At 33.3% G+C, this 21492-nt stretch carries 21 protein-coding genes and 2 pseudogenes; 7 read left to right on the forward strand and 16 right to left on the reverse strand.

All coding sequences use genetic code 11. The features are described from left to right. Positions 1-4: 4 nt before the first annotated feature. From FJQ98_RS25090 to FJQ98_RS25115, 6 genes are all read right to left on the reverse strand, one after another. A complete protein-coding gene (locus tag FJQ98_RS25090) occupies positions 5-1165 on the reverse strand; it encodes a pyridoxal phosphate-dependent aminotransferase (protein WP_053595502.1) in 1161 nt (386 codons plus the stop codon). 169 nt (positions 1166-1334) lie between these two features. Beyond that, positions 1335-1955 carry a bifunctional 2-keto-4-hydroxyglutarate aldolase/2-keto-3-deoxy-6-phosphogluconate aldolase gene (locus tag FJQ98_RS25095; protein ID WP_053595501.1) on the reverse strand — a complete coding sequence of 207 codons (621 nt, stop codon included), beginning with the start codon at positions 1953-1955 and terminating at the stop codon, positions 1335-1337. Positions 1956-1967: 12 nt separating this feature from the next. Beyond that, on the reverse strand, positions 1968-2912 hold the full coding sequence (locus tag FJQ98_RS25100) for a sugar kinase (protein ID WP_241774591.1): 945 nt from the start codon (positions 2910-2912) through the stop codon (positions 1968-1970). A 341-nt stretch (positions 2913-3253) separates the two neighbouring features. Then, on the reverse strand, positions 3254-4615 hold the full coding sequence (locus FJQ98_RS25105; RefSeq protein WP_082340170.1) for a TraB/GumN family protein: 1362 nt from the start codon (positions 4613-4615) through the stop codon (positions 3254-3256). A gap of 244 nt (positions 4616-4859) precedes the next feature. Continuing rightward, on the reverse strand, positions 4860-7331 hold the full coding sequence (locus FJQ98_RS25110; RefSeq protein WP_053595499.1) for an S-layer homology domain-containing protein: 2472 nt from the start codon (positions 7329-7331) through the stop codon (positions 4860-4862). A 608-nt stretch (positions 7332-7939) separates the two neighbouring features. After that, complete coding sequence (locus tag FJQ98_RS25115; RefSeq protein ID WP_053595498.1) at positions 7940-8632, reverse strand: stalk domain-containing protein; 693 nt, start codon at positions 8630-8632, stop codon at positions 7940-7942. 329 nt (positions 8633-8961) lie between these two features. On the opposite strand from FJQ98_RS25115, the gene FJQ98_RS25120 reads away from it, so the two are divergent. Both FJQ98_RS25120 and FJQ98_RS25125 read left to right on the forward strand, forming a co-directional pair. Beyond that, a complete protein-coding gene (locus FJQ98_RS25120; RefSeq protein ID WP_053595497.1) occupies positions 8962-9465 on the forward strand; it encodes an RNA polymerase sigma factor in 504 nt (167 codons plus the stop codon). Further along, positions 9458-10456 carry an anti sigma factor C-terminal domain-containing protein gene (locus FJQ98_RS25125; protein WP_053595496.1) on the forward strand — a complete coding sequence of 333 codons (999 nt, stop codon included), beginning with the start codon at positions 9458-9460 and terminating at the stop codon, positions 10454-10456. The genes FJQ98_RS25120 and FJQ98_RS25125 overlap by 8 nt, the downstream gene beginning before the upstream one ends. Positions 10457-10613: 157 nt before the next feature. Here the strand turns inward: FJQ98_RS25125 and FJQ98_RS25130 are convergent, their stop codons facing one another. The 3 genes from FJQ98_RS25130 to FJQ98_RS25140 all read right to left on the reverse strand — a co-directional run bounded on the left by FJQ98_RS25130 (position 10614) and on the right by FJQ98_RS25140 (position 12642). Further along, a complete protein-coding gene (locus tag FJQ98_RS25130; protein ID WP_053595495.1) occupies positions 10614-10814 on the reverse strand; it encodes a hypothetical protein in 201 nt (66 codons plus the stop codon). Between the two features lie 660 nt (positions 10815-11474). Continuing rightward, positions 11475-12155, reverse strand: coding sequence for a zf-HC2 domain-containing protein (locus FJQ98_RS25135; protein ID WP_053595494.1), 681 nt, complete (start codon positions 12153-12155; stop codon positions 11475-11477). Then, a complete protein-coding gene (locus tag FJQ98_RS25140; protein ID WP_053595493.1) occupies positions 12145-12642 on the reverse strand; it encodes an RNA polymerase sigma factor in 498 nt (165 codons plus the stop codon). The genes FJQ98_RS25135 and FJQ98_RS25140 overlap by 11 nt, the downstream gene beginning before the upstream one ends. A gap of 994 nt (positions 12643-13636) precedes the next feature. Between FJQ98_RS25140 and FJQ98_RS25145 the strand changes: the two genes are divergently transcribed. The 4 genes from FJQ98_RS25145 (at position 13637) to FJQ98_RS25160 (ending at position 15769) form a co-directional block, all read left to right on the forward strand. Next, entirely contained in the window at positions 13637-14050 is a 414-nt protein-coding gene (locus FJQ98_RS25145) for a DUF3221 domain-containing protein (RefSeq protein ID WP_143114878.1), read from the forward strand. Positions 14051-14215: 165 nt separating this feature from the next. Continuing rightward, positions 14216-14356 (forward strand): matrixin family metalloprotease, encoded by a 141-nt coding sequence (locus tag FJQ98_RS27665; RefSeq protein ID WP_082340166.1) that lies wholly within the window; start codon positions 14216-14218, stop codon positions 14354-14356. Positions 14357-14368: 12 nt separating this feature from the next. Next, positions 14369-14959 (forward strand): hypothetical protein, encoded by a 591-nt coding sequence (locus tag FJQ98_RS25155; RefSeq protein WP_053595491.1) that lies wholly within the window; start codon positions 14369-14371, stop codon positions 14957-14959. Between the two features lie 459 nt (positions 14960-15418). Further along, positions 15419-15769, forward strand: a complete 351-nt coding sequence (locus tag FJQ98_RS25160) for a winged helix-turn-helix transcriptional regulator (RefSeq protein WP_053595490.1) — start codon at positions 15419-15421, stop codon at positions 15767-15769. A gap of 69 nt (positions 15770-15838) precedes the next feature. Here FJQ98_RS25160 and FJQ98_RS25165 read toward each other — a convergent pair whose 3' ends face one another. The 6 genes and pseudogenes from FJQ98_RS25165 to FJQ98_RS27075 form a co-directional block, all read right to left on the reverse strand. Beyond that, entirely contained in the window at positions 15839-16477 is a 639-nt protein-coding gene (locus FJQ98_RS25165) for an ABC transporter ATP-binding protein (RefSeq protein WP_053595489.1), read from the reverse strand. Positions 16478-16494: 17 nt separating this feature from the next. Beyond that, positions 16495-17217: a hypothetical protein gene (locus FJQ98_RS25170; RefSeq protein WP_053595488.1), complete on the reverse strand. Its 723-nt coding sequence runs from the start codon at positions 17215-17217 to the stop codon at positions 16495-16497. 19 nt (positions 17218-17236) lie between these two features. Continuing rightward, complete coding sequence (locus tag FJQ98_RS25175; RefSeq protein ID WP_053595487.1) at positions 17237-18004, reverse strand: hypothetical protein; 768 nt, start codon at positions 18002-18004, stop codon at positions 17237-17239. Then, positions 18001-18795, reverse strand: coding sequence for a hypothetical protein (locus FJQ98_RS25180; protein ID WP_053595486.1), 795 nt, complete (start codon positions 18793-18795; stop codon positions 18001-18003). The genes FJQ98_RS25175 and FJQ98_RS25180 overlap by 4 nt, the downstream gene beginning before the upstream one ends. 733 nt (positions 18796-19528) lie before the next feature. Further along, the gene (locus tag FJQ98_RS25185; RefSeq protein ID WP_082340164.1) at positions 19529-19777 is read right to left on the reverse strand and encodes a LapA family protein; all 249 of its coding nucleotides are present in this window, start codon (positions 19775-19777) and stop codon (positions 19529-19531) included. A 330-nt stretch (positions 19778-20107) separates the two neighbouring features. Continuing rightward, a pseudogene (locus FJQ98_RS27075) lies at positions 20108-20209 on the reverse strand (flavin reductase family protein); the annotation flags it as partial. Between FJQ98_RS27075 and FJQ98_RS25190 the strand changes: the two are divergent. After that, positions 20208-20376: pseudogene (locus FJQ98_RS25190) on the forward strand (IS3 family transposase); the annotation flags it as partial. The pseudogenes FJQ98_RS27075 and FJQ98_RS25190 sit on opposite strands and share 2 nt — an antisense overlap. Before the next feature lie 67 nt (positions 20377-20443). Here the strand turns inward: FJQ98_RS25190 and FJQ98_RS25195 are convergent. Beyond that, positions 20444-21208 carry an SDR family oxidoreductase gene (locus tag FJQ98_RS25195; protein WP_053595484.1) on the reverse strand — a complete coding sequence of 255 codons (765 nt, stop codon included), beginning with the start codon at positions 21206-21208 and terminating at the stop codon, positions 20444-20446. Positions 21209-21492: the final 284 nt, after the last annotated feature.

The following is a 21492-nucleotide window of genomic DNA, read 5'->3' on the forward strand; positions in this document are numbered from 1 at the left end:
AATATTAATAATTCTTTTTTACATAGCTTTTAATTCGATTAATAGCTTCTATTAAATTCTCATCTGAATTGGCGAAAGAAAAACGTAAATATCCTTCACCCATCTTTCCAAATGCTGATCCAGGTGTAACAGCGACCTTTGCTTCATTTAAAAGTTCTATAGCGAAATCTTCAGATGGCTTTTTGAATTCTTTGATATTTGCGAAAGCATAAAAGGCGCCTGCTGAATTAATACAGGAAAAACCAGGAATCTCATTTAATCCATTTATTAAAATTCCACGTCGACGTTTATAATGGGTCACCATCTCTTCAACAACAGATTGTGGACCATTAATTGCTGTCACAGCTGCTTTTTGAATAAAAGGCGGTACACAAGAAGCCACTCCTTCTTGAATCTTTGGCATAACAGAAATAATATCTTTATTACCAATGACAAATCCTACTCTCCAACCCGTCATTGCATAAGTTTTAGATAAACTATTTATAATAAGAACATTTTCTTTCACTTCTGGAATTTGAGCCATACTAAAATGCACTTCATCATCGTAAATGATCTTTTCATACACTTCATCAGAAATAACGATTAAATTATGTTTTAATACAACTTCTGCTAGCTCTCTAATATCTTTTTCATTCAAAACAGAGCCTAATGGGTTACTTGGAGAATTTAAAATAATTGCTTTCGTTTTTGAAGTAACAGCTTTTTCAACGTCCACTGCTTTCAGTTTAAATTCATTTTCTTCATAAACAGGAACAGGCACTGCTTTGCCTCCAAGCATGAGAATTTGTCCTAAGTAATTAGGGTAGGCAGGATCAGCAATAATAACCTCATCACCTGGATTGATAGTTGCCACTAAAGCTAACATAATTGCTTCCATTCCTCCAAAAGCAACCATAACTTGATCAGGTGTATATTCTTCTCCAAATTCAATAGTGTATTTTTTGGCTACCGCCTGACGTAGTTCATCAGTCCCTGCATTGGATACGTAATGGGTAAGATTCTCGTCTATTCCTATCTTTGCAGCTTCTTTTATATAATCTGGTGTTTCAAAATTTGGCTCTCCAACAGTTAGTTTGATAACATCTTCATATTGATTGGCTAATTCAAACATACGTCTAATTGCCGATGCGGGATAATTTTTTGCAACATTCGATAAATAGTTCATAGTTATTCCTCCTGTAATAGCTAGTATAGTTTTTTATCAGTGCCAATAGATTTTATGAACAAATTTTACCACCAGTTTTGTTATGCTTTCTAAGAGGTTACTTGAATCTTCTTGGATAGTTTTCTTCATCCATACTTCTCTAAATGTCATATTCATACTTAATTACCTCCTAGTTTGATAGATTCTCAATATACGCTTTTGCACGTTCAACAACACCTGCATAACCATCTTTTGCAAATGCTTTGTTTAAATCACTTCCAATCCCAACTGCCACTGCCCCTGCATCTAACCATTCGTTCATATTAGCTAAGCTAACACCGCCTGTAGGCATAATTGTGATATGTGGTAGAGGCCCTTTAACGGTTTTAATAAAGTTTGGTTCAAATTGATTTCCTGGGAATAATTTAATAATGTCACTTCCACCTTCAAGTGCTGTTACCATCTCAGTAATAGTCATACACCCTGGTAAATATGGTATGCTATAGCGATTGCAAAGCTTTGCAATCGCAGCGTTGTAGCTTGGACTCACAACAAACTTTGCACCGTTTAAAATCGCGTGGCGCGCAGTCTCAACATCCAAAACTGTGCCGGCTCCAATTATTGCATCACTATGGCGTAATGCTTTAAAGGTTTCTTCAACAAAAGGTGTTGTATACGTTATTTCAATTGCTCGAATGCCACCTGTAATTGCACCTTTTGAAATTTCTGTCGCTTCTTCAGATGAACTTCCGCGAATAACAGCTACAACTTTTGCATTTGACAACGCTTTCAAAATTTCGATTTTTTGCATTCCTGACAACTCCTAACGCTCAATTAGTTTTTCATCGCCGATAAATTGCCTTAATTCTTGCAAGAATGGGAGCCCTTCATTATCTCCTTTAATCGCTGCTACCAGTGCACCCGCACCATTGGCTAAACGAAGACGTTCCGGGATATCGTAACCATTTAAATAGCTATAGACATAAGCTGCATCAAACGCATCCCCTGCTCCAACTGTATCAATCGCACGAATGGAAAAAGCTTCTCGATCATAATGTTCAGTTGCTGTATAAACAGTGGCGCCTTGTTCACCTTTTTTTACAATAATTTCATCTATTTTATAACTCTCTTGAACGTCTTTAACTGTACGCCCTTCAAATAAAAGTTCGAATTCATCCTGTCCTGTTAAAAGAAGATTGATAGATGGATACACTTTTTCATATACCGCTCGGGCATCTTCTATAGTCCATAGTTTTAAACGTAAATTTGGATCAAAAGATATAGGTATATTTTTTGCTTGTGCTAAAGCAATCAATTTCAATGCAACTTGAATGTTATGTTCACATACCGCTAAATACACTCCGCTAATATGTAATAAGTCCACATCATCAAGCACTGACTCATCTATACGATCTTCTGTCAGCTCAAGTAAAGGTGATGGATTGCGGTAATAAAACGATTTACCTGCACCGTCTTCTCGAATTTCTTTGAAGTAAATAGAAGTTGGAATATGGGGTGTTCGTAAAACATACGAAACATCAATCCCTTCACCACGCGCAAAGTTATAAATTAACTTGCCAAACTCATCGTCTCCAATACAACTAATCCATTTTGCTTCCATATCTAAACGTGTAACACCTATTGCAAAATTTAATTCTGCACCACCCACAGCTCGCTCAAAGGAAGGAACGAATCGTAGAGGACCTGTCTTAGATGGATTAAAAACGACCATTGCATCCCCTATCGTTGCAATTCGTTTATTTCTCAATTTTTTCATCCCCCTCCGCAAATAAAACGTTTTAGTAAATCGTTTTAGTAAATCGTTTTATTAATACTAACACGATTTTTTTTACGTTGCAATGACAATCTGATTATTTAGATTATTGAAACAAATTACCATTTCTTCAATTGTTAATAAAGAAAACTGTCATTCCAAAGCTGAAAAACAACCATATAGACCCATAAAGATTGTTTAGATTTAATTACTTTTATTTGATTCAACTTTTTTTGTAATTATGTAACTAACGAATATTTAAGCAAAAAATTCCCCGTAAAAGATAGGTTTATGCCTACCTTTTACGGAGAATTCACTTTGTAAAGAATTTTTCTTTATTGATAAAACGGCTTCACCTTGTACCCATTTTTCTCCAAATGATAGCGAATGTTTTTATCGATTAAGAAGTGACCTGAACCAACAACAACAAAGTACGTACCTTTTTTTTCTTCAAGTACATTCATGATTTTCTTTGCCATTTGTTCATCACGTAAACCAAATAGCATGTCATTGTACTCTGACGATTCTCCTTCCATTGCTTGGAAACTTTTTGCAAAAGTTTCAACATCCCCCTGCTTCCAGCTTGTAAACCACTCTTGCAGGATTTCGGATTGATTTTCTTCTGATGGATTGATTATGTTATCCAACACAGCAACTAAAGACTGCTCCTGCGCTTCTGGTGATAACGCGTCAAACATATCAACTTGTGCTTTTGTACCTTCTAATTCAATCACTGGCTTTTGCTGCAGATGTGCATTCAATAAAAAGTACATATCAATACCGTGCATCGCCATATCTTGTGGCGTCATACCAAAGGAATCATCCATCGCCAGTAATGATAATGTGCTAGAGAGCATCCAAGGCTTTTGCAATGTCAGTTCTTCCATTGGGAGCTCATAAAGCGCTGCGACTTGCTCAAGCTTCGCATATGTTTCTGGCGCAACTGCATCTTTCAATGTTAAGCCGTCCGTATACATTGCTTTTTCTGTATAGTATTCAAGCCCTTTCGTATCTAGAATATTTGCCTCTACTAACAGCGCATCCGCTTCATCGAACGCTGACACTAGTTTTTTATCAAATGGATATAAGTCAGGTGTACCTAAGTGAATGGACCCCAGTAAATACACACGTGTATCTTCATCCTCCACTACCCAGGCTACCCCTTTTGCTCCTTGCTCTGCAAGCGCATATGTACTCTTAATGAATCGAACAGCTAGTAGAACAGCCTGTTGCGTCGTTGCCTTTTTCTCTAACTGCAGTCCGTTTGAAGAACCTTGTAATATGTTATGATCTTTCATAAATTTAATGGCATCTGTGCCAACAGGTAAATCATAGCGCGCCACGATATTATACAAACGCTTCACAATATCACCGCGTGTGTTATCGTTCTTCACTTTCACTGGCTTATACTGTTTATTTTCTGCTAAGCCCAGTGAGGCAATTTTCTTTTCCGTTAATGCCAGCAGTTCATTTACCTTGTCCACCGAGATCTCTTGAAGGAAGCCTTCATAATACCATTCAGTTGGGTAAATTCCGTATTTTTCACCCTCGTTTAAGGTTTCAATCGCCCAATTACTAATCGATGGTACTAGGGGAGGTGATTGCTCCTCTGCATGGATCACGGGCACAACCGTTGTCAGCATCAATGAAGCACCAAGCAACGCAGCACTTGTACGTTTCATTATCTTTTTCAACATATTCTATTCTCTCCCTTGGTCTTATTTTTGAATCAATACTGTTTGAAATTATACCATACAATACCCATCTATTTTATACTAAATGTGAAAATGTTTACAATTTTGTATCGACCTGAAAAACTACAAAATGCTTGGCCATTTTATATGTATATCAATCCTGATACGGTTTCTAAAAAAAATAAAAGCCTTGTAGAGATATCTCCACAAGGCTTTTCTAATTGGAACGATTTACATTGCAAACTTATTATTTTGAAACAGAACCGTCTTTAACTTTATTGTTATTCGCATCAACTAGGTTAGTTGATTTGAAATCAACTACAATATTATCTGTTAAAGCATAGTGATCTTTAGTTGTCACAGTAAGGTTACCACCAGCTGCAACAGCAGAAGTAAGTTTTACAGTTGAACCAGCAATCTTAACTGTTAAACCTGTTGGTGTATTTTGGTCAGCAATACTTTCAGTGAAGTCTACGATAAATGTTTTGCTATCTACTACAGTTACTTTAGAAGCTACAGGGGCAATATTTTCTTTAAGTGCTATTTGAGTTGTAGCTTTACCATTTTTAAGTGTATTCCCTTTAGTATCTACTACATTCTTAGCTTCAAGTACATAATTACCATTAGCAGTAATAGAACCTTCAGGTAAAGTGAATCTTACTTTTTTATTACCATCTACAAACTGAAGTTGAGTTCCAGCAGGAAGTTCTTTTCCTCCAAGTGTGTAGTTAGCTTCTGTTGTTGCTGTTGCAGTCACATCTGCAGCATACTCAACAGTAAATACATTGTTATCTGTTACCACAACAGGTGTAGTTCCAAATACTAATGAATCTGTAACAGTTTCAGGTGTAGTTTCGAAAGATCCAGTTGTAACATTAAATGTAATCGTATCTGCAGTAACGTTTTTAGATAAATCTTTAACCGCTCCAGCAGCTAATTCAAATGTATATGTTGAATTGCTATCTAAATCAATGTCAACTTTCACTGTGTTTTTCTCAGCACCCTCAATTTTGCCGTTTCCATCTACGTCGAAACCAGCATCAGCTTTTACCGCTGTTACTTTTCCAGCTGTGTAAACAACACCATTTTGAGTTTTAAGCGTTAAATTTCCATCTACTTTTACAGGCTCATCAAAAGTAAGGTATAAAGCATCTACGTCTGTAGTAGAATTCACATCATCAGCTACTAACATTTTAGTTGAGGCAGATACAAGTGTAGCAGGCGTTGTATCTTTAGTTAGAATAGCATTGAACTCAAATGCATCTCCAGCATTACCAGCTAAATCTTTTTGTCCTTCTACTTTAATGTTTGTATTAATAAATGTCGCTGTACCTAATGCAGTTTTAGCATTGATAGTGAATACAGTTTTATCAGAAACATCTTTAGTATCAGCATCTGTTAAGTAGAAAACAGTTGATCCAACAGTTACTTTTGCATACTCTTCAGTAGTAGCATTTCCATCAAGATTTTGTTTCATTAATTCTTCTGAGAAATCAAACGTGATTTCTGTACCGTTCACTGCTGTAGAAACAGTTGGTTTTGAACTATCAACGTCTGCTTTAGCAACTGTGAAGTTAACAGCAATAGGATTAGCGATATTGTTTGCGAAGTCAGTAGCCCCAACAATGTCCACTTTATAAGTCTGTTCAGCTGTTAAGCCTTTGATTGTTAATGTTTTACCAGATAAAGTATATCGATCTTTAGAAAGTTCAGTACCATTTAAGCTTACTGTTCCTTCACTTTGTACAGGCTCATCGAAAGTGATAATAGCTGTAGTGCCTTTTGCTTCTACAGAATTAACGCTAACAGGAGTTGTGTCTGCAAATGTTAGCAGTTTGATAAACTCTTCAGTTAGAACTTTAGCATCTGCTTTAGTTTTGATTGGTTTTACAGTAACTTTCCCATTAGTTAATTTTAACTCTTTATCAGTCGTTAAAGTAACAGTCAGTCCGTCTTCAGATACTACTGCGCTAGTGACAGCTACACCTTCAATAGCGTATTTTGTTGTCATTGCAGCATCTTTTGCATCAACAGCTGTGTTGAACTTCACTTCAAGCTCCTTAGCATTAAGTCCTTTTACAGATGCTACAGCTGGTGTTACATCTTCAACTGCATCGATAGTACGTTTTACCATAGTAGCGAATTCTTCGCGGCTGATTTTATCTTGTGGTGCTAATAATGAACCTTTACCATTGATTACGCCGTTTTCTACAGCTGTTTCTAAGTAAGATACAGCCCATTTAGAAGCTTTAGAAGCATCTGAGAATTGACTAAGATCAGCTTTACCTGTTAATTGGTAACCTTGTACGATAACTTTAGCAGCTTGTTCTCTTGTTAATTGAGCTTTAGGTTCAAATTTACCATTGCCCATACCGTCAAATAATTCTGGTGAAGTTGCAAGCACTGCGTTATAGAACCAGTCATTTTCATTTACATCAGAAAAATCTTCTGTTCCTGTAGGTTTTAAATCCAATGCTTTTGATAAAATTTCAGCAGCTTCTGCACGAGTAAGCGTACCAGCTGGGTTGAAGTTTCCTTTTTCATCGCCTTGGATGAAACCTTTGTCAGTTAAAAACTGTACGGCTTCTTTTGCCCAAGATGAAATGCTATCTGCATCTTTAAATTCAGCAGCTGATGCTACTGGTACGATTGCTGATGCTACTAGAGCTGCTGTAGCTGTAGTTGCGAAAAATTTACGACCTTTGTTTTGCTTTGCCATTATGTTATTCCTCCAGAACTTTAATAAAATTATACTATTCTGTGAAAACAATATTATTGCTCTATTAATTTTCGCAAATATGTATAATAAGTTTTCGCAAATAATAAATTTACTACAAAAAATTATATGTAAAGCAATCTTCTAAACTTATAATGATTATATTTCCCAATCAAAATTTGCTTTACTAGACAATAATATTACTATGATTCCAATAAATAAACGATAAAAATAAGGTAATATTACTATAAAATTGGGCTAATAGGTTATTTTTTCATAAAAAAATTATTTAGGTTTTCGAAAAATACGTTAAATTTTTTAAAGTAATAATAGGTGTGTTGATTAGGAAAAATAGGCTTATTATTGAGCGATAAAAGGATTTTTTTATCACAAACCTGAAGTAATACTATTTATGTAGCTGCAAAGACAATTGTTGTGAAAGCTGAATTAAAGTATTTCTTCAACCTTTATTTAATAACAAATAGAAACACTCCATTTTGAATTGTGATCAAAATGGAGTGTTTTTATAACTAAGTATGAATTTTTTAATATCCCTTATTGCTTTTATTACAGATTTATAGACTGCTACCACTATTGGTACTTTCCTTTACTTATTGAATAAATCTAGGGTCTAATATCCCTAAACCACTTCCTAAAATTTCAAATCTTACTTTCGAAACGCCTTCTAAATTAACATTAACCTTCACCTTGTCTTTTATTGATCCGCTATTATAAATCAATTCATCATCTGCATAAATTTTCAAGGATCCTATACCAGAAGATCCAGCCACTAACTTTTTAACCGGCGCTAAATAGGTTTCGAACCCTTTGTAATTTCCATTAGATAAGTATTCAACTGTATGATCTTGAACAGCTCCTCCTCCATGATATCCACCAACTTGATATGAATGATCAAACTTTTCCCCCGTACTAATAACGATTGAACTTGGATAATGGAATAAGTGGTCTTCATCATAGCCAATAGGTTTTACATCTTTTAAAGAGATGAATTTTGGAACATCGCCAATATAAATCGATTTTGTTTTTCCATCCCATGTCACTTGTTCTCCCAAAGATTCAGCAACAAAGCGCATTGGGACGTATGTAGTGCCTTGATAAATAAATCCAGATTGACCTTCGACCGGTACTTTTTTAACCTTATCTACATAGTAATTGATAGTATCTTGAACTACGCTGATCTTTATCATGTTGCTTGCTGCTTCCGTTGTTGAGAGGATAGTAAAGGTCAAACCTCCTAATATAAAAAATCCTAAATAACTTGTTACGATAAGTAGCTTTTTCACAAAATCACTCCTTGATATTTCATATCAACATAAATTTATTCTAAATTATACCATATATTTCATAACAGCTTTAAAGGTTTGGAAATAATCGCTGATCCTTATTACAGGTTAAGTGTCGCCCTATTGTTGAAAAGTTTGTCCTGTTTTATTGGCTAAGTGGTTTCTGGGGAGGAATATTGCAATTCTACTGTCAGCCTAAGGGAATTGCAAAAGGGCAATTAAACTATTAGCTTCCTTTTTTATACTTTTTCAATAAAATTTGTGGAATTTTTTATAATATGTAAACTTTTCTTAAGGTTCTGCGTTGTATGGGCAGAAGGGAGGCAGACATGGCAAAGCAATCAATGAATGAATTTTTGCAGCAAGTAGGAACCATATTATACCGTTATTTGAGAAAACGTGGATTAACCCATGAGGATGCAGAGGATATCGTTCAAGATACATGTTATAAATTTTTATTACATAAAAATGGAATTCAATCAGACAAAGTAATGAGTTGGTTATATCGTGTGGCCACCAATCAGTTTTATGATCTCAAGAGAAAAGAAAAGCGCCATCCAACAACCGAATTTGATGAAGTTCAATTGACAGTATTGATTAACATGCCTGAGATTCAGGTCCTAAAAAAAGAAAAATTACAGGACATCCGAGACACGCTTGAAACGCTATCCACCTTGCATCAGGAATTATTAGTCCTGAAATATGAGCTGGGATTATCGTACAAAGAAATTTCAGCCCTCATGAATAAGAATGAAAACACACTAAAAACGCATGTCAGACGTGCTAGGGAAGAATTTACTGAACGATTTAAGGAGGACACTGATTATGAATAAAGAACAAAATAATTTTTTATTTGATGAAAAACAGACGAAAAAAATAATGAGAAAGGCGAAATTTTGGTCAACGATAAAAATTATCGGAATATCGATTATCGTTACGCCAATTGTTCTAGTAGCAGTATGGTACAATCTCAGGAATTTATCATTAAATAGTGCCGTGGAAGTAATGGATGATATTTGGTTCTATAACCAAATTAGTTCCCCAAATGTTCAAATTAGCAAACAGATGTTTGATGATAATTTGTTCGGAGGGAAAATAAAAGCAACAACATATAAGGTACTTGGAGATAAGAATAGACCTTATATTTGGGAACCTCTCGAAAGTGATTACAATCTATTCGGAACTATTTCACATAATTACATTTCGGACACAATCCAAATAGAAGGTTCAGAATCACTAGCAGAAACAAATCAAATTGAATCTTTTAATGAATACACTGGCGATAGAGAAATGTTTTTTTATCATCCTAAGATTTCATACGATGTTTATAAAGACAGTATCAGTGAACTCAATCAATTGGAAGAAAATACTTTAGTAGAACTAGCAATATCTTTTGATAATGCATATAGCTTTGACGACATTAAAAGCAAGTTACCTTCTAATGTGCAAGTAGATTGGTGGTGGGTAGATACCTTTACAGGGGAAGGATTGAATTTTATGAAGCAAAGTCAGGGTACTATTGGAGCTAAATCTCCGTTCATTTATGGATTTCAATCAGAGCAATCAAAACCAAAAGCACGACGTTCTCCAAGCGGGGTTGACACCTTTATTTCAAACATTGAGTATCTTCGAGGAAGGAAGAACTTTCAGTGGGAAACAAACCAAGTTTATCAATCTTTAATAGGGGAAAATGGAACCCTGGATAGAAGTGATGTAAAAATTATTGGGGCCGTAGTAACTGGCACACCAGAGCAATTGGAGTCTTTACTAGGGCAAACATACATTAAAGCATCAACGTTTGGGGTAATATCTAATCGAAAATAGGGCACTTAAAATTTATTCCGTAATCAGGCGCGATTTCGGAATAAATTTCCATATTCAACTAAAGGATGCTTTAGTAAAAATATCGACAAAAGATCAATCTTTATTATAAAGCTACACAAATATGTATAGTACAAATAAGGCTCGTTTCACAATAAAATTAATTAACGAGCCCTTTGTTATATTCAATCCACTTTTCCATTTCTCTTTCTACTGCTCGATTTTGCCACTCAAACCAAATACCAGAACATTCGCTACAATGACTGTCTACTCCATTTTTATTATGCATATCTCTACATGTAAATAAAGTCTTTTTACGGCAACTGTAGCAGTAGATTTCTTTTTCTCTATAAAATTCCATGACTAATCCCCTTCAATTTTATACATATTTATTTCCATTTTTGAAATAAGTTATTCTAAATAAACTAGAATATTTAACTACAAAAAGAATATCTTTTAAACTTTTTAAAGTTTCAATTTGGATAAATACTGTAAATATTATTGAGAATAGTGGGTTTCTAAATGAACAATCATTTGCAATTCCAGAGAAATTCGTACTAAAAACGCCATTAAGGAAGTACTTTTCATAATGGTGTAAAGTTCATCATTTATTGTCATAGTTATCTATGAAACTAAAAAAGATGACTCCTATACAGTATAGAAATCACCTTCTTGTTTCTTAACCTCTGTTCTCTTGTGTCCTTGACATAAGTGCTACTTTCGTTGTTTTCCAATTACTATCTTGTAGTAGCAAATCCTTCTTTGAGAATATTCTAATCCCTACAATATAAGTAACTAGTCCAATAGCAGCCAATACTACTAGCTTCAAAATATAATCAGATGTTCCGGCAATAATGGAATTGACTTCATCCAACGCTACAATTGTCAGTTTGTCTATTTAGCTGGTTATACCATGATTAGATTAAAAAAGTAGTATAGTAGGACAACGATACGCTTTTTTTGGGTAGAATGTGCATGGCATCCGCAAGCAATATCGAAGTAATTGCTAAAGTCATATGTTCTAATTACTATTTAAATCATATAAATCTTTTAATTTTATCTCCTCAGTATTATTTTTAAATTGAATATTTATCTTGTCCTCATCGGTTAATTCTTTTTTTTCGCCATTGTTGAGTAATAGAGTATTTTTATCTAAGAAGGTATAAGTGATGTTAACACCATCTCTATAGGACGTTGCTAATTCAGAGAAAAAATTCCATTTCTTATCAGCTGAAATATTCCAATTTTCATAAATAATAATTTCATCTTTATATTTATTATTTCTAGAATTATCAATAGCTAAAAGATAACGATTGTTACTTTTGGCTTGGAATGTCAAGGTAACTGTTGTTCCATGTCGTTGAATGTTTGTTTGCACATTATTCTCATCTGCTATCCACATATGGACAAAAAGAAAATAATAACTCACAGATATAATGATAAAGAAAGCTAGTAATGATCCTGCGACCATGAAAATTTTTCTCCTATTTTTGGAACGCACCTTTTTTAAATAATCAATACTTTCCTTTTCCTTATTATGTTCATGGGTATTTTCTACAAAAAAAGCTTCTTGCATTTCCATTACATATTTTTTGCATTCTTCACATTCCTTCATATGTTTTTCCATCTGTCTAGTAGTTTCTTCACTAGTCAATTTTTCTATATAGCTAGGTACTAAATCTTTAAAAATATCATGGTTCATATCCTATAACACCCTTTCTTAATTCTTGTTTTGCACGATAAAATGTAACTCTTGCCCAATTTTCCGTTTCACCAACAATGGAGCCGATTTCCTTAAAAGAAAGATCACCTAATAACCGTAAGTAGAGTATTTCACGCTTTTTATCACTCAGTTGATGAGCTTGCTTGAAAAAATTAACTTTATCTTCTTTTCTAAAATATTCTTCTTCTAAGTTGGAGGTTAATGCTTTCATATCACTTAATGACTCTAATAATTGATTTCTTTTCTTATCATGATTCAGTTCCTGTAGCCAAACATTTTTTGCAATAGAACATAGCCATGTAGTAAATTTCACTGTTCCATCATCATGAAATTTGTTTATAGACTTAATCGCTTGATAGAACGTCTCCTGAGTTAACTCTTCAGCAATTTGATGATTATTAGTTAGTGCCAATAAATATCTAAAAACGAAATCTCCGTATTCTTGATATATATTATCTTTATTCACAATTTACCTCCTTTCAGATAGCTTGAAAAACACCAAATAAAGTTCGTTTGGTTGATAAATATAAGAAAGCGCGATATTTATTAACTTTAATTAAATTGGCTTTAATTTCTTTTTAATAATTTTTTCAACTATCAGTCAAGCTACTAAAAAAGTTAATCATTCATATATCCAAAATTTTATTGATTCGTTACAGTTTTTATAAAAAAATATATATTTTTTTTACCATGTCTACTTGATTATTTCCTGTCACACCTTCTAAAGAATGTATATAGGAAAGAATTTCATGTTTATTTGATTTATCTATATTACTTGTAGCTTCATTTAATAGTAGTAGTTTAGGGTTACTAACTAAGGCTCTTGCTAAAGCAATTTTTTCACCCCAGATAGATTACCGCCATTTTCATCTAGTAACATTTTTAATCATTTAAATGAAAAGAATCTAACTGGTAAAGACCACATATTTCCGCAACTTCATCGATATGATTAACATCCAATTCCCTCAACGAAGTTCCCATTAATAGATTATCTAAAATAGCCCCTTCAAATATAAATGAAGATTGATTTACATACGCTATATTTTCTTATGTACTTAATGAATATTCTGCTTCAACCCAAGCTTGAAAATAAGGATTGCTTTTCACTATTCTGAATCTACAATTGCTAGTTTTGGATATGCCTTATCATTACTCGGACTAATAATCGAATATCAACTTTCTAACTGTAGAGGTGATTCTTCTCCTGTGTAGAAATAAAAAAGTTGTTTAATTAGGCTCATTGAAATAAAGTATCCATCTATCAGCATAATGGATAGATGGGTATTAAAGATGTGCTGCGCAGATTATCAAACAAAGTACTCGGTGTTCCACATGAATTTCCCCACATACCCCAAGCCGTCTCCATTTAACTCCTTTGAATTAGTTAATTATCAAAAATTTAGTAACCCCCCGATATATTAATACGTCTAACGGAATATAGATGAAAGGGAGTGAAACACTTGCGCATACTACAAGCTACTGTCATTCTGTTATTACTTTTCTCCAGTCTATCAGGGTGTTCAAGACCGAGTAGCGATTCGGAAGGCATATCAAAAAATATGGTAAGTGAACAGTCTAGCATGTCAAAAGAGCCGATAGGTACAGCTGATGCAGAAGGATATATTATAGACAAAACGGAAAATTCATTAACGATTGTATGGTATGTTCAACAAAAAGACGTTACTACGAAAACTAAAAAGGAAATTCTTGATATTGCAAAGCCCAATGCTTTAACTGCCTCTTATTCAGAAACCAATAATTTTGAAATTGGAGATAGCGTGTTAATTTGGACAACGGGCAAATATGATGATTCAAATCCCCGTCAAGGCGCCGCAACAAAAGTAACATTAGTCTCCAAAGCAGATGAATCGTAAGGAGCTTTTTCCCCCAAGAGTTGTGTTCACGCAGATGCTTTGAATTATACTTCGAATTGGTTAGGACAAGTAAAAGCATGTTGAGATTGTAACTATACTGCGTCAAGAATACGGATTAATGGTCCAGTATCTAGGAAACATGATGATGCAATAATAAGTGCCGCGATGGCTCATGAAACAGGGCATGCTTTGGGTATCAATTACTCAGCGGTTACTAATGCTTTAATATACAAAACAATTGGTAACTCGAATCAGGTAAGAATCTGGGATGACAATGCAGCTATTAAAGCTATTTATGGAAATTAGGAGGTGATTCACATGAAAAAGAAAAATTTCATACTTTTAACAGTCCTTGCAGGTCTTACAATCTTTTTAACTTCAAGCTATTTTATCAATGCAAGCAGTCCAGACGAACTAGTATTTAATGAAACACACGATTCATTTGAGAAAAAATATGATGATGTATCCGAACTAGAAAAAAGTGCTGAGTTGATAGTCGAGGCAAAAGCAACAGATGAAAAAAATAATCAGGTAATAATGGATGGAGATTTCCCATTATACTACTGGACAGAGAGCAAGTTTGAAGTGGAGAAAATTCACAAGAATAATTTTGGTATTAAAGAAAATGATGTTATTACTGTGAATGAACCTTATGCATTTATTAATGAAAATGATGTTTTTATCTCTGAAGGATATGAGATGTCCGAAGTGGGAGCAAAGTATCTTCTATTTTTAGCGAAAAAGGAAAATGAAGATAAATATCTTCCTATCGCTGTATATCATGGAAAATATAACATGAACTTTAATGGTAAAAAACAATTATCAAATAGAATGAATCCATTCGAAATTGAAAATCCTAATTATGTGAAACTAAAAAATTCAGTGAAAGAAAAATACAACTTTGATTGATAGAAGTAGAATAAAATGTCACCAATTAAAAGATAAATATTAATATAATTTTTATGTAAATAAAGTAGTGTCCGGATACAAGTCTTTTAATAAGTTCTGCATGGCTAACATCTTCTTCAAATATTCAAATCATATAAGAAAAAACATAAACCTATACTAGTATCGAGTAGCTTGAATATTATTTCCATTAGGAGACTTACTTGCACTTTATACTAACGAGGTTAGAATTTCTGAACTTATTTTATAACTTGAATCATAATGTCTAACTGAACATCTTTTTTCCAAAATATTTTTCACACTCATGATATCAACTCCGAAGTTTTTATTTATTTCACCTTTAATTATAGTAAGCAATAATAAATAAGAAAATAACGCACTTAAATGTGGTATAGCCACTTTTAAGTGCCTATTTAGGAGGGAAAGCATAGGGTTAACTATAATACTGGCATCAACATTTTTATGAACATCGCAGGTGGGAAATGGAAATGTTTAATACTCTTTTTCTTGAGTCAAAAATCAGTAAGGACAAAAGAGTTTTACGAATTAATACCTGGAATTACACAAAAAGTCTTAACAGATCAATTGAAACAGTTAGAAAGAGATGGACTTGTACGAAGAGAAATATTTAAAGAAGTACCACCAAAAGTAGAATACAGCTTAACAGTTCTAGGAAGATCATTTGTACCAGTATTAAACACAATGTGTGAATGGGATAATAAGTATGCAATTATAAAAGGTATAGATAAAGATCAAAAAATTAATTGTGATCAAACTTCACCTAAGGTTCCCACTTTCAAAGACAATTATTAAAAATAACTTATTCAGTAGGATCACACCTCTATCTTCGCCGCTTCTTTATATGGGTGAATAATTCAATTTCTATTTAACCTTCACCAATTTATAATTATCTATTGTTAATACATGATCACATAATAGATCAATATCTTCTTGATTATGGCTCGTTATAAAAATCGTCTTACCATTATTTTTATAGTCCAATAATAACTTTCTTATATTCTCTACACTTTCACTGTCGAGTGCATTGAATGGTTCATCTAATATTAAAACTTGCTGATTTTCCATTATAGCTTGAGCTAAAGAAAGCTTTTGTTTCATCCCTAATGAATAGTGTTTTACCTTTTGTTTGTTATTGGGATCTAGACCTACGATTTTCATCGCATTTTTGATTTCTCCATCTGAAACAAGATTCTGAATAATTGCTAATGTTTTCAAATTATCAAATCCATTTTTGCTAGAATCATAACCCGGACGATCTATGATGATTCCAAAGTTTTTCGGGAATTTAGTTTTTAGTTCCATATAATCAGGATCAATCACTATACTGCCTTCATCAGGCGGTATAAAACCACAAATCATTTTAAAGAGTACAGACTTACCTGAACCATTATTTCCTGTAATTCCGTAAATATATCCTTTTTCAAATCGAACAGATATGTCTGTAAATATCGGGTTATTTTTAAATGATTTACTTACATTTATTAACTCAATTAATGCCATTAAATTTCCCTCCAGTATTATAATGAAACTCCTCTTTTTTTGAATAAGTAATAAATAATAAATAATTCAACTAAGAGATAAATAAGCAAAATAATAGAAATTTGAACTATTACATTTTCGCCACCGCCTACATGACCAAGACTGTTTAAACCAGATGGGAAGATTAGTTTTTGATTCAAAATAGGTAAACTAAGTACCATAAGTATTCCTAATGTAATCAGGCTATACTCACCTTTTTTCCATATCCAGATGACAATAAATGAAATGAGTACATAATTCATTAGTTGTAAAAAACCATTTATAAAGAAATGATAAACTAGCATAGGTACTGAACTTCCTGGCACTTCTGTTAAGGATAAATTGAGACTTTTCCCTTCCAATACGCCTGCGATAATCGTTACGCAAAATAAAACGGTTAATAATAAGATTCCCTTAAGCATAACTGGCCTGAAAAATTGCCCGAACCAGCGATACAAGCTAGGATACCGTATTAATTGATAATAAATTCGTTCGGTTAATACAATACTTAAATGCATTTGGAACAAATAAACGAACCCTAAGAAAATAATGCAGTAATAAACAAACGAATCGATGAAAAATCTCTGTTCAGTAAAGCCAAAAAAGACAATATATAATCTGTCCCAAACAGTAGAAGTTTTTACACCAGCCCCAGATGCAGGGAAAATGACCCCTAAAAGACAAAGAACTATATAAATGACTGTATTTTTGATTTGTGGCATAGTATTCCATCCTAGTTCTCTATTTTTTAAAAAGTTTTACCACTAAAATACATATTATAAATATTGTGGGTAATATTAACAATGGAATATAAAACGAATTGAAATTTCCAACATTATAGTAAGTAAGAACATAATTTTGAATTTGAAGCCAAGTCCAATCTACCCTTTTAAATGAGATAAGTGTCCCAAAATAGATACAGCTTATTGCAATGGTTAGCGTACTGTTTTTAGGCCTAAATAAGTAAAACGTCGCTATAACAACATGTACAGTAATCAAAAAAGAAAAATACTGTAACATTTGCACCAATACGGAAAAATATGGCTTACTAAAATGCTGTTGCAATCCAAAAACAAGATAATTTATTAATCCAAAATCATTGGTAGCATACTGGCTCCACGATAGTTGGAAAGGAAGAGGCAAGGTAATTAAGTAACCGATAAATATCCAAATTAATAGGAATACTACAATCGACGGAATAATTTTACTAACCGTATATAAAATCCATCCTGTATAGCTACGGACTCTATGCAAGATCATATATTCCCAATTTTGCAAAATTACCTTGCTAAACAAGAAAAGAAATAAGGGAAATAGAAAATATATAAACAAAAAAGGATTAAAGATAAAGTCTATAATGAAATCCCATAGATTAATTGAAACTCCCTGTATCTCTTGTATCTTAGCTAGTTTAGATTTTATATTCCAACCGTAAGGAAAAAGGAAAAGTATCCATAGTGTCCATTTCCAGCTTAGAAATTCTTGTCCAATCTCTTTTAACTTGATCATATTAAATCATCCAGATAATCGAATTTTTTTCTTATGTATAGAAATAAACATAAACATAAACAACACAATCCTATAAACGGAGTGACAGCTGTCCAAATGGGTTGTTGTATATAATTGTATGGGAAGACAGCATCCAAAAGTTGAAATGGTCTATCTAGTAGATAGCTGCCTACGAAAAAAATTAATGTCGGAATAGACATAGCTACAAACTTATTTGGTACTATCAATAAAAGCAAGAAACCAATAGAAGCATATATTGCTGCATTTATCCCTACCCAAAAGGAATAGATTAATCCATAGGTTAAAGAACCATATTCTAAAAGTTGTGTAAAAGTAAAACGTGTATAAGCGTCTTCTTGAACCGTTATTTCATTCAAATTATATGCTTCGGGTTGTAAATGAGCCAACCCTAGCGAGGGGAAAATATAAAAGCAAAGGCTAAACAATGAAAAAATATAAATAAAAAAAACACTAAATGATAACAGAAAATTTGCAGAAAACTTGATGAAGAGTAATTTCTTTATCGGCATTCTTAGACGTGTATAAACTAAAAATCGATTTTTCAACTCTGCTGAAAATAAGGGTAAATAAATTAACGTTGCAAGAATAGTAAAGAAAATCGGCATATTTTTAACCATAAAAGAAAATACTTGTAATGAGTCTTTAAACTCGTAACTGTCTCTAACCGCTAAATAATAGATGATGGGTAAACACATAATGAATAACCATATTAAAACATTTCTAAATTTCAGTTTATATGCAATTTCCCTTCCAATCGAATACTGGCTCATTAATAGCATCCTCTCTCAATTAAAACTGATATAAGTGTTTGTTAACAATATCATTTTTACATTAATTTGTAAATTTCGAAAGAATGTGGAATCCCCTTATTTCTGCAATTTTAAAGTTAGTTCCCTATCCACTGAAAATTGTTCTCTAACATCTACTACGTCATCTAACCAATCCAACAAAACAATAACTTCTCTCCAAATTTGAAAAGAATTCATGCTGCCTTGTAGTCTTCCAGCCATTTATTCGCGTTACATTCCCATTCGAGGAAAAATCCTGAACATTTAACCACGGAATATACTCACTAAATTCTCCCTGACCTCTGCCTTCCTTTAAATATCGCATACTTTTTTCTTCCATCCACTTTTTCTGTTTGCCATATTTAAAAACACCCCTCTTTGATAAAAATAAAAAGAAGCTGGGACAAAAAGATTTTAGCCAATGAAAAACCCGAACTATTTTACGAAACTCTAATTTAGTGTTTTGTAATAGTTCGGGTCTTCTGATTATATTTCCAACTTTATTTATTCTATACATAAATGTAGAGTGACAATAAAGTTATTTAATTTTCTAACCTCAAATAAAAAAACCCGTCCAGATTTTTAGGACGGGATTAAAATAAAGTTGTTTAATTTTTGATGTAAAATACTTCACTACTTTTAAATTAAAAATAATAAAATCGTTTAATTCTAAGTGGTGTTTTACAATAGGGCTCTTAGTGAAATAGATCAACATTTAAGAATGTTGATCTATTTCATCTCCTGCTTTTTTCGATGCTCTTTGAAGTTGATAAAATTTCATCATACTAATTAATCCCGCTAATAGGGCTCCCAATAGGACTGACCCAATAATGACGAGGATCAATGGCCACTCAGCTTTTCCAAATAAATAATTAACCGTTACCATGTCAACATTGATAACTGAAAAAACCGCGATAATTAAGACCACAATTAGAGCTAATATTAAGTTCCATTGCTTTTTCATAAGCCACCTCATTAATTGTTATTTAACTATTCTACATTCACTATTATAGAATCAGGATTAGCTTAGGACAATCACTATTTCGCGGCAAGGATATTCCCTTTTTAAACAACTCTATTATTTTTTAATCGACTTTATTGTTTTTTAAATATTTTTATTACCATGAAACAATAAATATTGCTTTGAAATAAAGTTTGATCAAAATAGATTCTTCTCTTGCATATTTAGGTTTCGATTTTATAAAAAAGTTTGAACATTTTTTAACTGTGTTGTTCAACAATCGCGCCCGATTGCGGAAGACCGTGCCGTACAAAGTTTGATAATTAATTATATTTCCGATTGATAGGCATAGAATCCATTCTGTTTCTTGTAATCCGGAACTGGATTTTTCCCTGTAAATGGAGCCAATCGTTCAACATTCTCCCATAATGAAGGACTATTAAAATCTGAACTATTTTATCATCAAAAATTTGAAAGTATGGAACATTTCATTTCAGAATTGGAGAAGTACATTTACTATTTACAATAACAAACGAATTAAAGGAAAATTAAAAGGAATGAGCCCTGTCCAATACAGAGTTCATTCCTCAGTAACTGCTTAAAATATGTGTCTAACTTTTTGGGGTCACTTCATTTGAAGTTCCTTATAAATTCGTTATCTTACAGGTTCTATAGATGAGATCCGCCACTTGCATCGAGCAATTGACCAGTTACCCAACGGCTGTCTGAGGAAGCGAGAAAGGCGGCAATATCTGCCACATCCTCGGGTTCTCCCCATCTGTTGAAGATTGAAAGACCAGCCGCATATTTTTGTCCATCAAGGTTTTCCAAAGTCTCAGCATTCATCTCTGTATTAATAATTCCAGGCTGGATGGCGTTTACCGTAATATTACGGCTCCCTAGTTGTTTGGCTAGAAGACGCGTAAATGTGTCGATAGCACCTTTGGACATACTGTACGTGAAGACACTTGGAGAAGCTGCACGTGTTACAAAAGATGAAATATTAATAATGCGTCCTCCATCTTTTAAACGTGGCAAAGCTTGTTGAGTAACAAAAAGTGGTGCTTTAACATTAATCTTCATTACCTCGTCAAATGATTCTTCCGTCGTCTCTTCTAAACTGATAATTTGACCAATTCCAGCATTGTTGACAAGAATATCGAATCCGTCACCGCCCATATATTCCCGAATAGTGTCATCCAAAGTAGTAAATAAATCTTGAATACCATCTAAAGTACTAAGGTCCGCACCAATCGCGCAAGCATTTCCTCCGCTTTGCTCGATTTGGTGAACAACTGCTTCTGCCTCATTACGTCTTTTCCCGTAATGAACGACGACAAAGGCTCCCTCTTGTGCCAGACGCAATGCAATACTGCGGCCAATTCCTCGACTTGATCCTGTAACTAAAGCTATTTTGCCTGCTAACTTACTCATGCTTCCATCTCCTTGTTCAAACATAGTTATATTACATAGATAGTTATATCATGGAACATTATTTGAAATGTTGCTCTCCTATTCGGTTTCAAGGGGGCGATTGCTTCAGATAACTTAGTTCATCTCTTGGTTGCCAGCAGCATTGGTAGAGGTGGATTCAGGATTGTTCTTTATTTAGTAACTGAAAAAAATGAAATATACTTACTAACTATGTACCCAAAATCAGAGTGAGAAAATATGACTCCTAAAGAAATTAGAGATTTAGTCAAACATAATAAAGACTT

This window comes from Lysinibacillus agricola, from assembly GCF_016638705.1.
GTDB classification, from domain to species: domain Bacteria; phylum Bacillota; class Bacilli; order Bacillales_A; family Planococcaceae; genus Lysinibacillus; species Lysinibacillus agricola.